The organism is Caulobacter sp. SSI4214, assembly GCF_012184455.1.
GTDB classification, from domain to species: Bacteria; Pseudomonadota; Alphaproteobacteria; order Caulobacterales; family Caulobacteraceae; genus Caulobacter; species Caulobacter vibrioides_E.
In genome coordinates, this window is record NZ_SZWJ01000026.1 from 1 (window position 1) to 17,573 (window position 17,573).

Genomic DNA, 17,573 nt, shown 5'->3' on the forward strand with positions numbered 1-17,573 from the left:
GACGTCGGGCGCAAGTTTTTCGCCGACGGTCGGGTGCGCCCGTTCGCCGGCAACACGATCATCTGTCATTTGCCGCAGCAAGGGCCCGGCTACGAGACGTTCGACGCTCTGCTGGACGTTTATCGTGAGATGCCGATCCACGAATTTGGCCGCAAGATCGCGCTACTGCCGCCGTCCAGCTACCACATGACGATCTTCGGCGGGGCCAATGACCAAGGCCGCTCGCCGGGCGCGTGGCCGGCGGACATTCCGACCGATACGCCCATCGACGTGTGCAGCGCCCTGCTGGCCAAGCGCCTCGCCGATTTCGATCTGGACTGCGCGCTTCCCATTCGCATGAGGGTCAACGACGCCGAACCCATGCATCCCGAACCGCTGCTGATCGACCTGGTCCCGGTCGACGCCGCGGAGAACCTGAAGCTGCGCCGCTTGCGCGACCGACTTTCACAGACGCTGAAGATCCGAACGCGCGACCACGACCGTTACGGCTTCCACATCACCCTGGCCTATCAGATCGCCTGGTTCGACGAGGCCGAAAACGCCGACTTCCAACGCGCTCGCGATCGCTGGCGGTCGGAGCTTCGCAAGACGGCGCCGGTGATCGAGTTCCAAGCGCCCGAATTCTGCACATTCAAGGACATGTTCGCGTTCAAGAGCCAGTTCCCGCTCGGTCGCCGCGCCCCGGCTTGAGCCGACTGGCGCGGCGCCCGACGCCTCAAAGGCCGAGCGAGGCGCGCAGGAAGCCGTCGGCCTTGTCCAGCATCCGGGCGCGGGCCGAGCTGTCGTCGAGCTGGTGATCCAGGCCCGGATAGACGACCAGTTCGACCTTGCCGCCGGCGCTCTTCAGGCGCGAGGCCATCAGGCGGGACTCGCCGACGCCAACGTTCACGTCCTGGTCGCCATGGAACATCAGCACCGGCGCCTTGATCTTTTCCGCGTTCTGCGCGGGCGAGCCTTCCTTCACGTGCGGGCCGTGGCCGATGCGGGCGTCCTCGACCTTAAAGTTGGTGAAGTCCCGGGCCTCCTCGCGGAAGGCGTCGAGGTCGGTGACCGGCGCGATCGCCACCACCGCCTTGAACAGGCTCGGATCCAGCACCGACGACTGCAGCGCCGCGTAGCCCCCGTAGGACCAGCCGACGATCGCCAGCTTGCCCGGCGCGGCGATCCCCTGGGCGCTCAACCAACGACCGGCGTCGTTCACGTCGCCGATGGCGGTGCGCCAGGACTGGAAGCCGTTGTTCTCGAACCAGGCCTCGCCATAGCCGGCCGATCCGCGAAAGTTCGGCTGCAGCACCGCGAAGCCGCGATTGGCGAAGTACTGGGCCAACCAGTCGAAGCCCCATTCATCCCGACTTTCGGGACCGCCATGCGGCATGACGATGGCGGGGATGTTCTTGCCGTCCGAGCCCGGCGGCAGGGTCAGGTAGGCCGGGATATCGGTTCCGTCGGCGGCCTTGTAGGTGATCGCCTTGACCGGCGAGAGCTTGTAACCCGCCAGTTCAGGCCGTCCGGGCATCACCTCCGCCAGGCGCTTGGCGGCGCTGTCGAACAGGTAATAGCGCCCCGGGTCCACGTCCGTGCCGGCCCAGAGCAGCAGCTTCGTCCCGTCCTGGCTGGCGTCCACGAAGCGGATGTCCGGCTGACCCAGGGCCTTGGACAACGCCACCGCCGTCGCCTTCAGCTTCGGGTCGAAGAACTCGACCTGCCGGCGATCGGTGGCGTAGCTGGCGCCCACGACCCGGTGATCGCGGCCCACCCGGATCAGGCGATCCACATCGACATCGCTCCGAGAGACCAGCACCTCGCGCTTGCCAGAGCCGTCCAGGGCGACGCGAACGACCGCCAGATGGCCGTTGACCCATTCGAAGCCATAGGCCGCGTTCAGCGCGCGGTCGACGTCGGTGGGCTCGAAGCCGGTGCGCGCGTCCCCGTCATAGCTGGACAGCGGCGTCCAGGGTCCGCCGCCGGCCGGGCGATAGAAGTAGTTGACCTTGTTGGTCATGTAGCCGCTGGTCGCCCTGGGGCGATGCCCGTAGATCCGCACCGCGCCGTGCTGGTCCGAGATATAGACCTCGACCGCTTCGCGAGGCTGCTCGACGATCGTGCGTTGCAGCGTGTTGGTGTCGACCTTCTCGACGGCCAAGCCGCGCTTCTGGTTGGCCAGCAGCGTGCCGGTCGAGTCCTCCTCATGGAACGCCCGGCTCATCAGCACCGAGCCGCCGTTCGGGTCATCCGCGAGCCAGTCGATGACGCCGCCGCCGAACTGGCGATATTCCAGCGTGTAGTTGTTGGACGTCGCGCTCAGCTCCTGGACCTTGGTCCCGTCGGCGTTCACGGCCACCATCCGCGTGAAGACCATGCGAATGGCGTCCTGCTTGGTCACCATGTAGATCTGACACACCAGACGCGTGTTCGAGGCCCAGCCGCAGTCGGTCAGCCGGTCGGGCCGCCCGGACGACGTCAGGATCGGCTTCGGCTGGCTCTTCCCATCCAGGCGCGCGACGAACAGAGCATTGGCCTGGCCATCGGCGAGCGGCTGGATCAGCGCGATCGACTGACCATCGGGCGAAAGGCTGGCGTCCAGCACCGCCGGGCGCGCGCCGAAAGCCTTCGCGGCCGGATCCTCCGCCGCCACCGCGACGCCGGCCGACGCCAGGCAGACCAGACCGAACACGGCGCCCCGAGCGAACTTCGACATAGGATACTACTTTTGATGAATCCCCGAACAGATCGCCACTAGAGGTCAAGCCGACCGGGAAAATCAAGTCGCCGAAACGTCCGCTTGAGCCGGCGGGCAAGGCGGGCTAAACGAAGCATCCCTTCGGCGGGCGTAGTTCAGAGGTAGAACGTCAGCTTCCCAAGCTGAATGTCGGGGGTTCGATTCCCCCCGCCCGCTCCAAGGCTTTTCCCCCTCCCTTCTTGAAACGCGGAATTCGCGCCCCCGCGCGCCGGCCAGGGCGTCGCGTGGAAAAGCGGACGCCGGCTTTCCGCGAGAGCGACGCCTGAGCAGCAACCCAGCGCGAGCCCCGCGACGGCCAGACCCCAGCGCGCGGCCGTAACCGTCGCAAATAATTCGCAAAATTCCCGGGGCTCGAACTGTCCCCGATCGCCGCGCCGGCGGCTCCCCCGCGTGACGGCCGATCGCGCCGTCGGACCTGGGGAAAGCCTGCAAGGGATCGGCCATGCGCAAGACGCACAAGTTTTATCTGCTGACCACGACGGCCGCGGCCGTCTGCCTGCTGAACGCGCCGATGGCGCTGGCCGCCGACACGGCCGCCGACGCCGCGCCGGTCGCGACCGCCGGCGACGACAACCAGCTGGAGGCCATCGTCGTCACCGGCTTCCGCGACAGCCTGATGCATGCGCGCGACATCAAGCGAAAGGCCGTCGGCGCCGTGGATGTCATCGTCTCCGAAGACATCGCCGCCTTCCCCGACCTGAACCTGGCGGAATCGCTGCAGCGCATTCCGGGCGTGACCATCTCGCGCGACAGCGGCGAAGGTCGCCAAATCACCCTGCGGGGCCTCGGCCCGGACTTCACCCGCACCCAGCTGAACGGCATGGAAGTGCTGGGCAACACGGCCTCGGGCATGGACAACCGCGGCGGGGTCAGCCGTTCGCGCGCCTTCGACTTCAGCCTGTTCGCCTCGGAACTGTTCGACCGCGTCACGGTGCAGAAGTCCTACGCCGCCGAACAGGACGAGGGCGGCATCGGCGGCACGGTGCAGCTGTCGACCGCGAAACCCTTCGATTATAAAGGCTTCAAGGCGGTTCTGTCGGCCAAGGCCCAGCAGAACAGCAATGTCAGCGGCAAGACCTCGCCCCGCGTCGTGGGGCTGATCTCCAACCGCTGGGGCGACTTCGGCGCGCTGGCCTCGATCGCCTACAGTGAGAGCGACTCGAACGAATTCGGCTATCGCAGCTTCAACTGGGGCCCGATCCGCGCCAATCCCGGGAATATCGGCTCGGGCGTCAGCGCCGCCGACGCCGCCCGGCTGACGGCCGCCACCGCGACCATCTACGCCCCGCAGGCCGACACCTATTCGACCTGGTACGATCACCGTAAGCGCCTGGGCGCGACCGTGTCCTTGCAGTACGAGCCCGGCGACAAGCTGAAACTGGCTTTCGACGGGCTGTACAGCCAGCTCGAGAACAGCCGCCAGAACTTCGCCCTGGCCACCTCGGGGGTCAACAGCCTGACCGGCAACATCACCGGCACGCAGGTGATGCAGAGCGCCGTGATCCAGGGCAATACCCTGATCGCCTCCAGCTATACCGGCGTTGATCTGCGCAGCGAGTTCAACCGCGAAGAGGACAAGACCAAATTCTATCAGCTGGGCCTGAGCGGCTCGTACCAGGCGACCGAAAAGCTGCTGTTGTCGGGCCTCGTCGGCTATTCGAAGTCGGACTACCACCTGCCGGTCCTCGACAAGGTGTTCCTGGAGTCGAAGAACCACGCCTTCAGCTTCGACGACCGTCCGGAAATGCCGGTCAACACCTATGACGCGGGCCTGACCGATCCCAGCAAGTGGGACCTGATGCGGATGGACACCCAGGAGAACCGCATCTCCTCGGAGTACAAGAACGCCAAGTTCGACCTGAACTACGCGCTGAACGCCATCTCCAGCGTCAAGGGCGGCGTCTTGTACAAGAAGTTCGTCAACAGCGGCGCGCAGTGGTCGGACAAGGAGTTCAAGAACGTCCCCGCCAACACGATCATCTCGAACGACCTGAAGCTTGTCGTGCCCTACAAGTCGCTGGGCGCGTACATCGTGGGCAATGTGGATCCGGTCTACGCCGCGATCGGCCAGGTCCGCGATCTGGAAGCCCAAGGCGCCAAGTTCGCCACCCCCGGGACCAACTACACCGTCACCGAAGAGACCAAGGCCGCCTATCTTCAGTACGAGCTGAACACCGAGATCCTGGGCAAGGGCGTCCGCGCCAACGCCGGCGTGCGCTACTATTCGACCGAGCTGACCTCGGACGGCACGCTGAACACCGGGACCAGCCTCCAGCCGGTGTCGATCCAGCATAAGTACAGCGGCTGGCTGCCGGCCTTCAATGTCGCGGTGGACGTCAACGAGGGCATGGTCGCCCGCTTCAGCGCCAACCGCGACATCAGCCGCCCCGCCCTGGGCGACCTCGCCGCCGCCGGCTCCCTGACGACCGCGCCGTTCGGGGGCACGATCAGCACCGGCAACCCGAACCTGACGCCGTTCACCTCGGACTCGGTCGAAGGCTCGCTGGAGTTCTACGACGGCAAGGTCGGTTCGTTCACGATCGGCGTCTTCTACAAGAAGCTGAAGTCGTTCATCACCGCGCAGACCAGCATCATGCCCTACTCGCAGACGGGCTTCCCGCTGTCGTTCCTGCTGCCCGGCCAGGACGGCACGATCCCCTATAACGTCAGCCACCCGGTGAATGGCCCGGGCGCCGACATCCAGGGTCTGGAAATCGCGTTCCAGCGTGACTTCACGTTCCTGCCGGCGCCGTTCGACCACCTGGGCGTGGTGGCCAACGGAACCTATGCCGACGGCTCCTCGCCCGTGATCATCAGCGGCAATTCGGTGAACCTGCCGCTGTTCCAGCTGTCGAAATACACGGCCAACGCCACGATCTACTACGAGACCGACAGGTGGGGGATGCGCCTGTCGAGCGCCTATCGAGACAAGTACCTGGACGGCGCCGGCGGCAACGGCAACATCGGCAGCGGCTACAAGGCGACGAACAACATCGACTTCGCCGCGCACTACAACGTGCTGCCGAAGCTGAAGCTGACTCTGGAGGGCCTGAACCTCTCCAATGAGCACAGCATCCAGTACACCGACGTCAACGCCAAGCGCACGACGGTCAATGTCAGCAGCGGCCGCACCATCCTGGTGGGCGCCACCTACGAGTTCTAACCGCCTTCGAAGATCCCCTGAACTCGCGGGCCGTCGTCCCAACCGGGGCGGCGGCCTTTCTTTAGGTGGCCCTGGAGCGACGCCGGGCGGTCCCGGCGACGCCATCCACGGAACCTTCAAATTAGTGACATGCGCCTTTTGTAGAGGGTTCTCCAGGCCGCCAGGAAGCTTTGCTGGCGTCCGACTTTCGGGGACCTTGATGGCCGCACGGCGCGCCTGGCTGTCGCGATCGGGGGCGAGCCTTCTGGCGGGTCTGACCTGCGGCGTCGTGGCGGCCCCCGCCTTCGCCGCGCCGGCGCAACACTTCGCCATCGCCCGAGGCGATCTCGCCCAGGCTCTCAACGCCTTCTCCCGACAGGCCGACGTGCCGGTCATGACCCTGGCCGACATCCGCAACCGCACCAGCCAGGGCGTCAGCGGCGTTCTGACGCCGGAGCAGGCGCTGAACCGGCTGATCGCCGGCCAGAATCTGCGCGCCGTGGCGGCCGGCGGCGGCTTCGTCCTGCGCGAGGCGCCGCCGCCTTCCCCGCCCCCCGCGGTCGTCCGTCGGGCGACACCGCCCGAACCGGCGATCGAGCTCGATACGGTCGTCGTCACCGGCTTTCGCGAGACCCTGCTGCACGCGCGCGACCTGAAGCGCCGCGCCACGGGCGACACCGAGGTGATCCTGGCCGAGGACATCGCCGCCTTCCCCGACCTGAACCTGGCGGAATCCCTGCAACGGGTGCCGGGCATGACCATCTCGCGCGACACCGGCGAGGGTCGCCAGATCGCGTTGCGGGGCCTGGGCCCCGACTTCACGCGCGCTCAGCTCAACGGCATGGAGGTCTCGGCCTCGACCGCTTCGGGCATGGACAACCGAGGCTCGGTCAGCCGCACGCGGGCCTTCGACTATTCGATCTTCGCCAGCGAGCTCTTCAACAAGGTCACGGTGTGGAAGTCCTACGCGGTCGACCAGGACGAGGGCGGCATCGGCGGCACGGTCGCGCTGCGCACGGCCAAGCCGTTCGATTATCCGGGGGACAAGCTGGCCTTCTCGGCCAAGGGCCTGACCAACAGCGCCACCAGGACGGTCAGCCCTCGCGTGGCCGCCTTGGTCTCGCGGCGATGGGGCGACCTGGGGGCGCTGGTCTCGGTGGCCTATAGCGAGAACGACGCCAACGAATACGGCTATCGCAACTGGGGCTGGACGCCGGTGACGTTCGGCGCGGCCAATGTCGCCGCCACGGTCGATCCCGTCGTCGCCAATCGACTGATCAACGCCACGGGCGCGGGCCGCGTCGTCGCCCCGATGGCCGAGAGCTACTCGACCTGGTTCGACCATCGCACGCGGCTGGGCGTCACGGCGTCGCTGCAATACGAACCCGGAACCCGCGTGAAACTGGGCGCCGATCTGTTGTATGGCCGCCTTTCCAACGATCGCGACGAATTCTCGCTGGCCGCCGCCGGCGACAATCCGCTGACCGGCGACGTCAAGGGAACCCAGCGCCTGCGCGGCGCCGTGATCCAAGGAAACAGTCTCGTCCAGGCCGACTATTCCGGCGGCGTCGATCTGCGCACCGAACATAAGCGCTCGGAGGACACGACGGTCTTCCTCCAGGCGGCGATCAACGGCGAGATCCAGGCCGCCGACAAGCTGAGGCTGCGCGGCATGGCCGGCTATTCGAAGTCGGACTTCGAGGGGCCGGTCTTCGACAAGATCTTCCTGCAGGCCAGCGACAAGGCCTTTTCGTATGACCTGCGCGGCGGCAAGGCGGTCAACACCTACGGGTTCGACCCGATCGACCCGGCGCAATGGAGCCTGATGCGGGCCGACACCCGCGAGGATCAGGTGATCAATCAGTTCACCACGGGGCGCTTCGACGTCGACTACCAGGCCGCGCCGACACTCTCGATCGAAGGCGGCGCGCAGTACAAGTCGTTCCGCAATGACGGCTACACGCGTCGCGGCCGCTCGGACTATCCGACCGGGACGTCGGCGGCCCAGGCGGTCAAGGAGCTGGTCTTCCAGAAATCCCCGAGGCTCTACATCGTCGGCGACGTCGACGCGACCTTCGCGCGCCTGGGGGTCAATCGCGATCTTTCGACCGCCGACGATCTCCCCGGCTCCGATTTCTCGATCACCGAAAAGACCTGGTCGGCCTATCTGATGATGCGCGCCCACGGCGAGACCCTGGGTAAGACCTGGCGCGGCGACCTCGGTCTTCGCTACTACGACACCGACCTAACCTCGGACGGACTGGTCAATACGGGTGTCCAGACGCGGCCGGCGGTGATCCACGGCCGATACGACGGTGTGCTGCCCGCCCTGAACCTGGCGGTGGATCTCGGCCCCTCGGTGGTGGGCCGGCTGTCGATCAATCGCAACATCAGCCGCCCCAGCCTGGCGGACCTGCGGGTGGCGGGCAATGTCAACTCCGCGCCGTTCGGCGGCACGATCACGTCCGGCAATCCGAACCTGCGCCCGTTCCTGGCCGACGCCATCGAGGGGACGATCGAGACCTATCAGGGCCGCGCGGGCTACTTCGCCGTCAGCGTCTTCTACAAGCGCATGGCCTCGTTCATCACCACGGCCACCAGCGCCGTGACCTACGGCTCGACCGGCTATCCGTTGCAGTTCCTCGCCCCCGGCAACGGGCCAGATACCATCTATACATTCGTGCGCCCGGTGAACGGCGACGGGGCTTCGATCAAGGGCCTCGAACTGGCCTGGCAGCGCGATTTCACCTTCCTGCCCGCGCCGTTCGACAAGCTGGGCTTCGTGGGCAATGTCACCCGCGCCGCCGGCCGCTCGAACGCCATCGTCGATGGCCAGTCGGTGATGCTAGACCTCTTCCAGCTGTCGCGCTGGACCTCGAACGCCACGCTCTACTACGAGACCCCCCGCTGGGGCGCGCGGATCTCGTCGGCCTATCGCTCGGGCTATCTGGACAGCGCGGGCGGCAACGGTTCGATCGGCACGGGTTATCTGGCCAGCAACAACATAGACTTGGCGGCCCACTACAACACGACCGGCGGCCTGCGGATCGTGCTGGAGGGCGTCAACCTGACCGACGAGCCGATCACCCAGTATTCCGACATCACCGAAAAGCGCCTGACCGCCCGAACGGTCAGCGGCCGCACCTTCACCCTTGGCGTGACCTACGAGTTCTAGAGCGTAGTTCCAACACCGTGACGAAAAAGCTGTTCTCGCTGTCCCCGTTCGCGCGATCCGCGCCTCTACCGTCCATGGACGCGCGCGCCACCCTGCCGATCGGAAACGCCATGAAGGACGTCCTCGAGGCGCTTCGGCCCCACGAGCGCAAGCTCGCGGCCTACATCGCGCGGCGCTCCAAGGACCCCGCGCGCGCCGAGGACATCTTGCAGGAGACCTTTCTCACCGTCATGCGTCAGGCCGGAAAGCAGGAGATCACCCAGCCCCTGGCCTATGCCTATCGCGTGGCGGACTCGCTGATCTACGCCCAGGCCCGCCGCGACCGGCGCGAAGAGCCGATCGGCGACGAGGACTTCGGCTGCGAGATGCCTCTGCCCGACGCGGTGCTGGAGCACAAGCAGCGCGCCGCGGTGTTCGAGGCGGCGCTGAAGCGGCTGTCGCCCCTGCGCCGCGATATTTTCATCCGCCGTCATCTCGACGGTCAATCACGACAGGCCATCGCCGACGATCTGAGGATCAGTCTGGAGGCGGTCAAGAAACATCTCGTGCGGGCCATGACCGAACTGGCCGGCGCGATGCAGGACGCGGCGGTCAACGCCGCGCGAGAAGGGAGCGGCCGCGATGCGCGCTAACGACAACTGGCGGCTGCCGTCCGAAGAGGAACTCGAGATCGCCGCCGACTGGGCCGATCGCCTGCCCGAGTTGACCGCCGCCGAGCGTAGGGAGCTCGAATCCTGGCTCGCTGGCGGTCCCGGCCGCGCCGCCGCCTTCGCGCTGATGCGCGACACCCAGCGCGACACCGCTCTGGTCGAGGCCGCCGAACGCGTGCGCGCCGCGCCCGGCGCCAAGCGCTTGCCGCGCCTGGGCCTGATCGCGGCCGGCGTCGCCTTGGCCGCGGGCCTCTCGGCGGCTTTCCTGGTCCGCCCCTATCTGACGGCGACCGAGACGCCGCTGGAACTGACGACGCCCTTGGGCCAACGCGCCGAGCATCGGCTGAGCGACAAGTCCGTGGTCAGCCTGGCGGCCGACACCGGCGTCTTCGTCCGCTACAGCCACGGCGCCCGCGACATCGACCTCAAGAAGGGCGACGCGATGTTCCAGGTGGCGAAGGACAAGACCCGCCCCTTCAACGTCCAGGCCGGCGACACAACGGTCACCGCCGTCGGCACCACCTTCGAAGTCGAGCGGGTCAGCGACGCCGTCCAGGTGCGGGTCTTCGACGGCGTGGTGCGCGTCAATCGCGACGGCGCCGAGCGCAGCGTCAGCAAGGGCGAGTGGCTGATGCTGGTTGCCGATCGCGCGCCGGTCCAGGGCCGCCTGGACGCCGAAAGCTATCAGGCCTGGCGCTCGGACTGGCTGGACGCCGACGCCATGCCGCTGAAGTACGTGATCGCCCGCCTGAACCGCTACACGGCGCAAAGCGTGTCGTTGCACGATCCGTCGCTGGGCGACCTGAAGGTCACCGGTCGCTTCAAGCTGGATCGCCCGGCGGAGTCGCTGACCATGCTGGCCGCCCTGCTGGACATGCGGGCCGACCCAGCCGGCCGCCGCGTCTATCTCACTCCGAAGCGAACGGCCAAGGCTGAACCGAAGACTTAGCCGCCCCACCCGCTTCATTGACCTTCGGCGGCTTCGAGCGCACGATCGCCTCAAACAGACGTTTGGGAGAGAAACGCCATGGCCGACGGGGAAGACCATCCGCGCGCCCAGTTCCATGCCATGACCGAGGGCACAGCCGAGGACTGGAGCATCATCGCCGGGGCGTCGATGCAGTTCGGCCGCGAGCTGCCCACCCGCCTGGTCGCGCATCTGAATCTGTTGAAGGGCGACTGCGGCGGCTTCCCGGTGGACCGTCTGGAGCACAGCCTGCAGACCGCCACCCGCGCCCACCAGGCCGGCGAGGACGAGGAGTATGTCGTCTGCGCCCTGTTGCACGACATCGGCGACATCCTGGGCCCGCGCAATCACGCCGACATCGGCGCGGCGATCGTCCAGCCTTTCGTGTCGGAGCGGAACCACTGGATGGTGGCCAAGCACGCCATCTTCCAGGGCTATTACTTCTTCCACCACCTGGGTCTGGACCGCGACCTGCGCGAACAGTATCGCGGCCACCCGGACTTCGAACACACGGCGAAGTTCTGTCACCTGTACGATCAGGCGGCGTTCGACCCGAACTTCAAGTCGATGCCGCTGGAGGCCTTCGAGCCGATGCTGCATCGGGTGATGAGCACGCCCAAGCGCTCACTCTATATGAACACGCGCGCGGCGGAGTAGCCGCCTACTCCACGCGCTCGGCGGTGACGCCCAGCTTGGCCAGCTGGGCCTGCACGCTGTCGGGCCCCACCAGGTGGCCCGAGCCGACGGCGACGAAGCTGACGCCCTTGCCGGCCAGCTTGGTCTTCAGCTGCTGGGCCCAGTTCCGATTGCGCTGGACGATCAGCAGGTCATAGAGCGCCGGATAATCGCCCTTCATCTCCGAGACGAAGATCGACTCCAGGGTCTTGGTGTCGCCGGCGGCCCAGGCGGCCACCATCTGGTCGATCTTGCCCACGCCCTCGTCGGCGTCCTTCAGGCTCTGGGCCAGGAAGTCTGCCTCGGTCTTGGGCGGCAGGTCGGCGAAGAAGCGGATCTGCTGCTCGGGGGTCTCCAAGGCGTTTTCGGCCTTCCCGGCCGCGACGGCGTCCTTGATCAGCACCTGCTCGACGCCGCTCTTGGGGTCGTAGCCGGCCTTGATCACCGGGGCCAGGGACAGCGACACCGCCGCCATCCAAGGCCGCATCATGTTCAGGACCTGGGGCGGCACGCCGCCCAGCTGCGCCAGTTCGCTGGCGTGCTTGAACTGGTCGGGAGTGATCTTGCCAGACAGCGGATGCTCGCGATCCAGGCCGTAGGTCATGACCAGGGGCTGCATCACGGCGGGATCGTCGGCGCCGATGATCTCCAGCGTCAGATCGCCGCTGTCGGCCAGGGCCTTGTCGATCTTGGCCGAACGCCACTGGGTCTCGGGCCGCAGCACGTGGATCGTGCCGAACAGATAGATCGTCGAGTCCTTGTCCTTGATCGCCCACAGCGCCGGTTCGGCCTGGGCGACGCCCGACCAGGCGAGCCCGAGGGCCAGGATGGCGACCAGGCTCAGGGCGAACCGGCGCGCCGACCAACGAAGCTTGTCCAGCATGGATTTTCCTTCCGACCGAGCCCTATCCTTGGAGCGCGTCGCCGGCGGGCGCAAGGACCGCCGACGTTCGAAAATCAGTCCTTCAGGAAGGCGTCCACCGCTTCGGCGAAGGCCTTGGGCTGGTCGAACATGATGAAGTGACGACTGTCGTCGATCCGCTTCAGCTTGACGCCGGGCAGGTCGGCATAGGCCTTGGCGTAGATGCCGTCGACCATGGCCACGGGCGCGCCGATCGCCGGGTCGAACGGATAGAGCAGCGTGGTCGGCGTCTTGATACCGGCCAGGCCGGCGCGGGCGTCGGTGGTCATCAGGTCGTACATCGCCCGAGCCACCGCGCCGCGATCCGAGGTCTTGGACCATGCGATGACGGCCTTCAGGCCCTCGGCCGACTTGACCATGCCGGGCAGCACCGCGCTGGCCTGCTGATCCTGGAAGGCGGCCTCGTCCATGGCCAGCACGGCGTCGCGCAGGGCGGCGGCGCGGGGCTTGGCGCTTTCGGCCGTGACGCTGGACGACATGGCCGCCGAGAAGAACGGCAGGCTGTCGACGATCAGCAGGCGACCGACATCCTCGGGGTGATGCTCGGCCAACTCCAGGCCGGTGAAGCCGCCCATGGAGTGGCCGATCACGGCCGGGGCCTTCAGATGGTTGGCCTTGATATAGGCGTCGACGGCCTCGACCACGGGCTCGACGACCGGGCCCTGGGCGTTGCCAGCCACCGGCGCGCCGGCGAACCCCGCCACCTGGACGACGTGGACGCGGTGCGTGGCTGAAAGCTGCTTCACCGTGGCGTCCCACACCGCGCCGGACGAGGCCAGGCCCGGGATCAGCACCACGTCGGGACCCTTGCCCGAGACGCTGACGGTGATGCGGTCGGAAGACGGGGCGGCGTGGGCGCGGCCGCCAAACACGCCGATCGCGGCCAATATGGCCAGGAAGATAACCAGAAAGCGGTTGCTAAACGGCGTATCGTACATCGCGCTTCTCCTTGAAATTCAGGCGTGCGGAAGGCTCCGGCGCGACGCGCCGAGCGGACGGATGGGAGGTTGGTGGGAATGTCGGCGTCCCTATCGGCGGGACGCCGGGTTCTCAGGCTTCGTCCTGGAAGATCGCTTCGATCGGCTGCTCGAACAGCCGGGCGATCTTGAAGGCCAGCGGCAGGCTGGGGTCGTACTTGCCCGTCTCCAGGGCGTTGATGGTCTGGCGGGAGACCTCCAGCCGTTCGGCCAGATCCGCCTGGCTCCAGTCGCGCTCGGCGCGGAGCACCTTGAGGCGGTTCTTCATTGGTACCGCCTCCGAATGAGCGGCTGGCTCGCGCCCCAGGCCGCGCAGAACAGCGGGAAGACCAGGAAAGCCGGCGGCGCGGGGACCACCTCGGCGTTGCTGAGGAAGCCCCAGACCGTCGACACCGCCAGCACCGTGGCCAGGCCCCAGAGCATCGCCTCGACGCTGACCGCGCGCTCGAACTCGTCCGGCTCTTCCTTGAGGTAGAGGCCGATGATGCCTAGCACGCCCAGGATCGGAATGGCCGGCGCCACGGCGACCAGCCACAGCAGCGGTCCGGTGAGGCCGCCGTGCTTGAGCAGCATGACCGAGCCCAGCAGCGTGACGGTATAGATGATCATCGTGATGGACAGGCGGCGACGGTAGCGCTGCATCGCGGGGCCGGGCCGACATTGCTTGATCCTGGCGCTGCCGAAATAGACGTAGGCCACGAACACCATGCTCCAGACGAAGACGGCGATCACCATCGCCGCGCCGCTGAGCACGTGCGAAAGCCCAAGGGCGACGATCAGACCGGTCAGCACGACCACGCCGACCATGAACAGCGCCGTCCTGGGCCAGGTCGGTTTCTCGTTTTCCATGACAAGCACCCCTCTCTATTTGACAAGCACACTTGTCATCCATGGGCGAGGACATGTCAAGCATCATTGTCATATTGTCAGGTTTTGCCGACTAAACGACGGAGACCCTTGACCTTAGGCGCGCTTCAAGCGGCCTCCCGGCCCAGAAAAGGATCGATCGTCAGAGCGTCGGCGGTCAGGCCGCGCCAATGAACCGCCTCGAAGCGCCTGGCCGGAAAGGCCAAGCGCAGAACGCCGGAACGCTGGCGCGGGACCAGCTCCCAGCCATACCGCGAGAAGCGGTCGCCGAAGTCGGACCAGCGGATCACTCGCCCCTCGGCGTCCTGCCGCCAGACAGCCTTGTCGCAGCCCGGAATGCGCCCGCACCGCTCCCAGGCCTCGACACGGCCTTGCAGGATCACGAACGGGTCATGGGCGATAAGGGCCATGCAAGGGGGCTCCAGGGGCTGCCGCTGTCCTTTCGCGGCGACGGAGCTGAGTCGCGCCCCGGAAGGACGAGACCTAGAATTTGTGTAACCGCACAGACTGTCCACCACATCTGGTGCGGCGGGTTGCCGCGCGGCGCGGACCGCGGCCGGCGGCCTTTCGTCCCAGGACTATTTCCAGGCCTTGAAATGCTTGGACAGTTTCAGACCCTGGCGCTGGTAGTGCGAGCCGCCCTCGCCGTACAGGCGCTTAGGCCGCGCGGTCAGCGGTTCGTAGACGAGCCGCGCCACGGTCTGGCCGTCCTCCAGCAGGAACGGCGTCTCGTGGCTGCGCACTTCCAGCACGCCCTTGGAGCCCGTCGCCAGGGCTTCCTCCGTGCCGAAGCCGGGGTCGAAGAACCCCGCATAGTGCACGCGGAACTCGCCCACCGACGGGTCGATCGGCGTCATCTCGGCCGCCTCCAGCACCGGGATCTCGATATTGTCCTTGGAGGCCAGGATGTAGAATTCGCCCGGATCCAGCAGCAGCTCGCCGTGACGCGCCTCCAGGGGCTCCCAGAAGTCGCGCGGATCGTGACCGTCCTCGTGGTCCAGGTCGACGACGCCCGCGTGGCGGCGGCCGCGGAAACCGACGACGCCGGTGTCGGACAGCAGATCCACACCGACGCTGCGCGTCGCCAGCTTGGCCGGCTCGCCGCGCTTGAGGCGCAGCTGGTTCAGCCGCGTGCCCGCCCTGACCAGCACCGAGAAGGTCTGCGGCGCGATCTCGATATAGAGCGGCCCCGTATAGCCGGCGTCGACGTCGTCGAAGGCGCGCGAGTGGTCGGTCAGCAGGCGCACGAACACGTCCACCCGTCCGGTCGAGCTCTTAGGGTTGCCGCGCGCCGACACCGTCATCGGCAGGGTCAGGCGCTCCTGGATCTCGGCGATATAGACGCAGCCCTTTTCCAGCACCGCGCCCCGAGTCAGGTCCAGCTCGTGCATGGCCACGTCCTTGAGCCGCTCGGGCACCTTGCGCGACAGGCCGGGCAGGAACGAGGCGCGGATGCGCCAGGCGCGCGCGCCCAGGCGCAGGTCGAGGCTGGCGGGCTGCACCTGGTCGACGTCGAAGGGCGTGGCCGAGGTGATGGCCTCCTCGGCGATCAACTCTTCGATGGTTTGGCAGGGCAGAATCCCTGCGGCGTGGGCGTCGGTCATCGGCGGGACACTCGCCAAACCGGACCATAAAGGCAAGGCGAGACCTGGCCCCTTGAAACCACTCGCCTGTGACAATCGTCTTTTCGCCTGTGACAATTCTCCGGTCGCGGAAGAGGTGTTCGCCCTTGACCCAGACGCCCTCGCCGCTCTCTATGCCCGCGTTTCAAGCGTAGGAGACCGCCGGTGGCCGAGGACCCCAAAGACTGGGACGTCGCGACGAAGCTTATTCGAGGCGGCATCGCGCGCTCGCAGTTCATGGAAACCGCCGAGGCGCTCTATCTGACGCAAGGCTTTACCTACGACAGCGCCGAGGGCGCGGACCGTCGGTTCGCCGGTGAAGATCCCGGCTTCGTCTATTCGCGGTTCAACAATCCGACCGTGAAGATGTTCGAGGATCGCCTGGCGCTGCTGGAAGGCGCCGAGGTGTGCCGCGCCCAGGCCACGGGCATGGCCTCGATCCATGCCTCGCTGATGGGTCTGGTCAAGGCCGGGGATCACGTCGTGGCGGGCCGCGCCCTGTTCGGCTCGTGCCGCTGGATCGTCAGCGAGTGGCTGCCGCGCTTCGGCGTCGAGACCACCTTCGTCGACGCCACCGACCTCAAGGCCTGGGAAGCGGCGATCCGCCCGAACACCAAGGCCGTGCTGATCGAGACGCCCTCCAACCCCGTGCTGGAGATCACCGATATCGCCGCCGTGTCCGAAATGGCCCACGCCGTCGGCGCCAAGGTCATCGTCGATAACGTCTTCGCCACGCCGATCTTCCAGCAGCCGCTGAAGCTGGGCGCGGATGTGGTGGTCTATTCGGCCACCAAGCACATCGACGGCCAGGGCCGCGTGCTGGGCGGGGCGATCCTGACCAGCGAGGCGATCAACGAAGAGTTCTATCGCGACAGCCTGCGCCACACCGGCCCTTCCCTGTCGCCGTTCAACGCCTGGGTGATGCTGAAGGGCCTCGAGACCCTCGACCTGCGCGTGCGTCGCCAGAGCGACACCGCCGCGGCCCTGGCCGACGTCATGGCCGAGCATAAGAAGGTCCAGACCGTGCTCTACCCGTTCCGCGAGGATCATCCGGGCTATGAGGTCGCCAAGAAGCAGATGAGCGGCGGCGGCACGGTGATCGCGCTGGACCTGGGCTCGCGCGAGGCGGCCTTCAAGTTCCTGAACGCCCTGGAGATCGTCGACATCTCCAACAATCTGGGCGACGCGAAGTCCATGGCGACCCATCCGCCGACCACCACCCACCGCTCGGTGCCAGAGGAGCAGCGTCCGCTGCTGGGCGTGACCGAGGGCGGCGTGCGCCTGTCGGTGGGCCTGGAAGGCGTCGAGGACCTCAAGCGGGATGTGATCCGTGCGCTCGATCAGGCGTGAGACCTCCCCGCCGATGCAGCGGATGCGCCGGCGTCGCGGCGGCGACGCCTCGATCTATGAGGCCCGAACGCGCGACATCGTCGTGCGCGTTTTCCCGACCTACGCCCATGAGGAGTCCTCTCCCGAGGAGGGTCTCTATCTCTGGTCCTACACGGTCGAGATCGAGAACCATGGCGACGAGACCGTCACCCTGGTGTCGCGCCGCTGGACCATCACCGACGGCTTCAATCGCGTGAACGACGTGGAAGGCCCCGGCGTGGTCGGCGAGCAGCCGGAATTGAAGCCCCGGGAGGCCTTCCGCTACGTCTCCAACTGTCCCCTGCCCACGCCCTCCGGCGCGATGAAGGGCAGTTATCAGATGATCAACGACGTGGGCGAGGTCTTCGATGTGGCGATCCCCGAGTTCTCGCTGCACATGCCGGGCGCGGCGCTGAAGCTGAACTGACGCGACCTTCCGAAAAGGAAAAGCCGGCGCCTTCTCAAGCG

Annotated in this window: 15 protein-coding genes and 1 tRNA gene; 9 read left to right on the plus strand and 7 right to left on the minus strand. The window is 66.9% G+C overall.

The features are described 5' to 3' along the window. Positions 1 to 690: DUF1868 domain-containing protein (locus FCU40_RS09935; RefSeq protein ID WP_168074662.1), on the plus strand; the 690-nt coding region annotated here is incomplete at its 5' end. Positions 691 to 715: 25 nt separating this feature from the next. Here FCU40_RS09935 and FCU40_RS09940 read toward each other — a convergent pair. Continuing rightward, complete coding sequence (locus tag FCU40_RS09940; protein ID WP_175582070.1) at positions 716 to 2,698, minus strand: S9 family peptidase; 1,983 nt, start codon at positions 2,696 to 2,698, stop codon at positions 716 to 718. Between the two features lie 126 nt (positions 2,699 to 2,824). On the opposite strand from FCU40_RS09940, the gene FCU40_RS09945 reads away from it, so the two are divergent. The 6 genes from FCU40_RS09945 (at position 2,825) to FCU40_RS09970 (ending at position 11,331) form a co-directional block, all read left to right on the plus strand. Further along, positions 2,825 to 2,899 (plus strand) — tRNA-Gly (locus tag FCU40_RS09945). A gap of 283 nt (positions 2,900 to 3,182) precedes the next feature. Then, entirely contained in the window at positions 3,183 to 5,903 is a 2,721-nt protein-coding gene (locus FCU40_RS09950) for a TonB-dependent receptor (RefSeq protein WP_168074664.1), read from the plus strand. A 199-nt stretch (positions 5,904 to 6,102) separates the two neighbouring features. Beyond that, on the plus strand, positions 6,103 to 9,057 hold the full coding sequence (locus FCU40_RS09955; protein ID WP_168074666.1) for a TonB-dependent receptor: 2,955 nt from the start codon (positions 6,103 to 6,105) through the stop codon (positions 9,055 to 9,057). A 110-nt stretch (positions 9,058 to 9,167) separates the two neighbouring features. Continuing rightward, a complete protein-coding gene (locus FCU40_RS09960; protein ID WP_241693584.1) occupies positions 9,168 to 9,689 on the plus strand; it encodes a sigma-70 family RNA polymerase sigma factor in 522 nt (173 codons plus the stop codon). After that, positions 9,679 to 10,656, plus strand: a complete 978-nt coding sequence (locus FCU40_RS09965) for a FecR domain-containing protein (protein ID WP_168074668.1) — start codon at positions 9,679 to 9,681, stop codon at positions 10,654 to 10,656. The genes FCU40_RS09960 and FCU40_RS09965 overlap by 11 nt, the downstream gene beginning before the upstream one ends. Before the next feature lie 78 nt (positions 10,657 to 10,734). Then, the gene (locus tag FCU40_RS09970) at positions 10,735 to 11,331 is read left to right on the plus strand and encodes an HD domain-containing protein (protein ID WP_004622215.1); all 597 of its coding nucleotides are present in this window, start codon (positions 10,735 to 10,737) and stop codon (positions 11,329 to 11,331) included. A 4-nt stretch (positions 11,332 to 11,335) separates the two neighbouring features. On the opposite strand, the gene FCU40_RS09975 is transcribed toward FCU40_RS09970, so the two are convergent. From FCU40_RS09975 to FCU40_RS10000, 6 genes are all read right to left on the minus strand, one after another. Then, the gene (locus FCU40_RS09975) at positions 11,336 to 12,232 is read right to left on the minus strand and encodes a TraB/GumN family protein (RefSeq protein ID WP_168074670.1); all 897 of its coding nucleotides are present in this window, start codon (positions 12,230 to 12,232) and stop codon (positions 11,336 to 11,338) included. 74 nt (positions 12,233 to 12,306) lie between these two features. Then, entirely contained in the window at positions 12,307 to 13,209 is a 903-nt protein-coding gene (locus tag FCU40_RS09980; protein WP_168074672.1) for an alpha/beta hydrolase, read from the minus strand. A gap of 112 nt (positions 13,210 to 13,321) precedes the next feature. Continuing rightward, on the minus strand, positions 13,322 to 13,516 hold the full coding sequence (locus FCU40_RS09985) for a helix-turn-helix transcriptional regulator (protein ID WP_004622220.1): 195 nt from the start codon (positions 13,514 to 13,516) through the stop codon (positions 13,322 to 13,324). Then, positions 13,513 to 14,097, minus strand: a complete 585-nt coding sequence (locus tag FCU40_RS09990; protein WP_004622222.1) for a hypothetical protein — start codon at positions 14,095 to 14,097, stop codon at positions 13,513 to 13,515. The genes FCU40_RS09985 and FCU40_RS09990 overlap by 4 nt, the downstream gene beginning before the upstream one ends. A 125-nt stretch (positions 14,098 to 14,222) precedes the next feature. Continuing rightward, positions 14,223 to 14,525, minus strand: a complete 303-nt coding sequence (locus FCU40_RS09995; protein WP_004622224.1) for a hypothetical protein — start codon at positions 14,523 to 14,525, stop codon at positions 14,223 to 14,225. Positions 14,526 to 14,693: 168 nt separating this feature from the next. Next, positions 14,694 to 15,719: a 2'-deoxycytidine 5'-triphosphate deaminase gene (locus tag FCU40_RS10000; protein ID WP_004622226.1), complete on the minus strand. Its 1,026-nt coding sequence runs from the start codon at positions 15,717 to 15,719 to the stop codon at positions 14,694 to 14,696. Between the two features lie 183 nt (positions 15,720 to 15,902). On the opposite strand from FCU40_RS10000, the gene metZ reads away from it, so the two are divergent. Together metZ and apaG are read left to right on the plus strand one after the other, a co-directional pair. Beyond that, positions 15,903 to 17,087 carry an O-succinylhomoserine sulfhydrylase gene (metZ, locus tag FCU40_RS10005; protein WP_168074674.1) on the plus strand — a complete coding sequence of 395 codons (1,185 nt, stop codon included), beginning with the start codon at positions 15,903 to 15,905 and terminating at the stop codon, positions 17,085 to 17,087. Continuing rightward, positions 17,068 to 17,532 (plus strand): Co2+/Mg2+ efflux protein ApaG, encoded by a 465-nt coding sequence (apaG, locus tag FCU40_RS10010; RefSeq protein WP_035017564.1) that lies wholly within the window; start codon positions 17,068 to 17,070, stop codon positions 17,530 to 17,532. The genes metZ and apaG overlap by 20 nt, the downstream gene beginning before the upstream one ends. Positions 17,533 to 17,573: the final 41 nt, after the last annotated feature.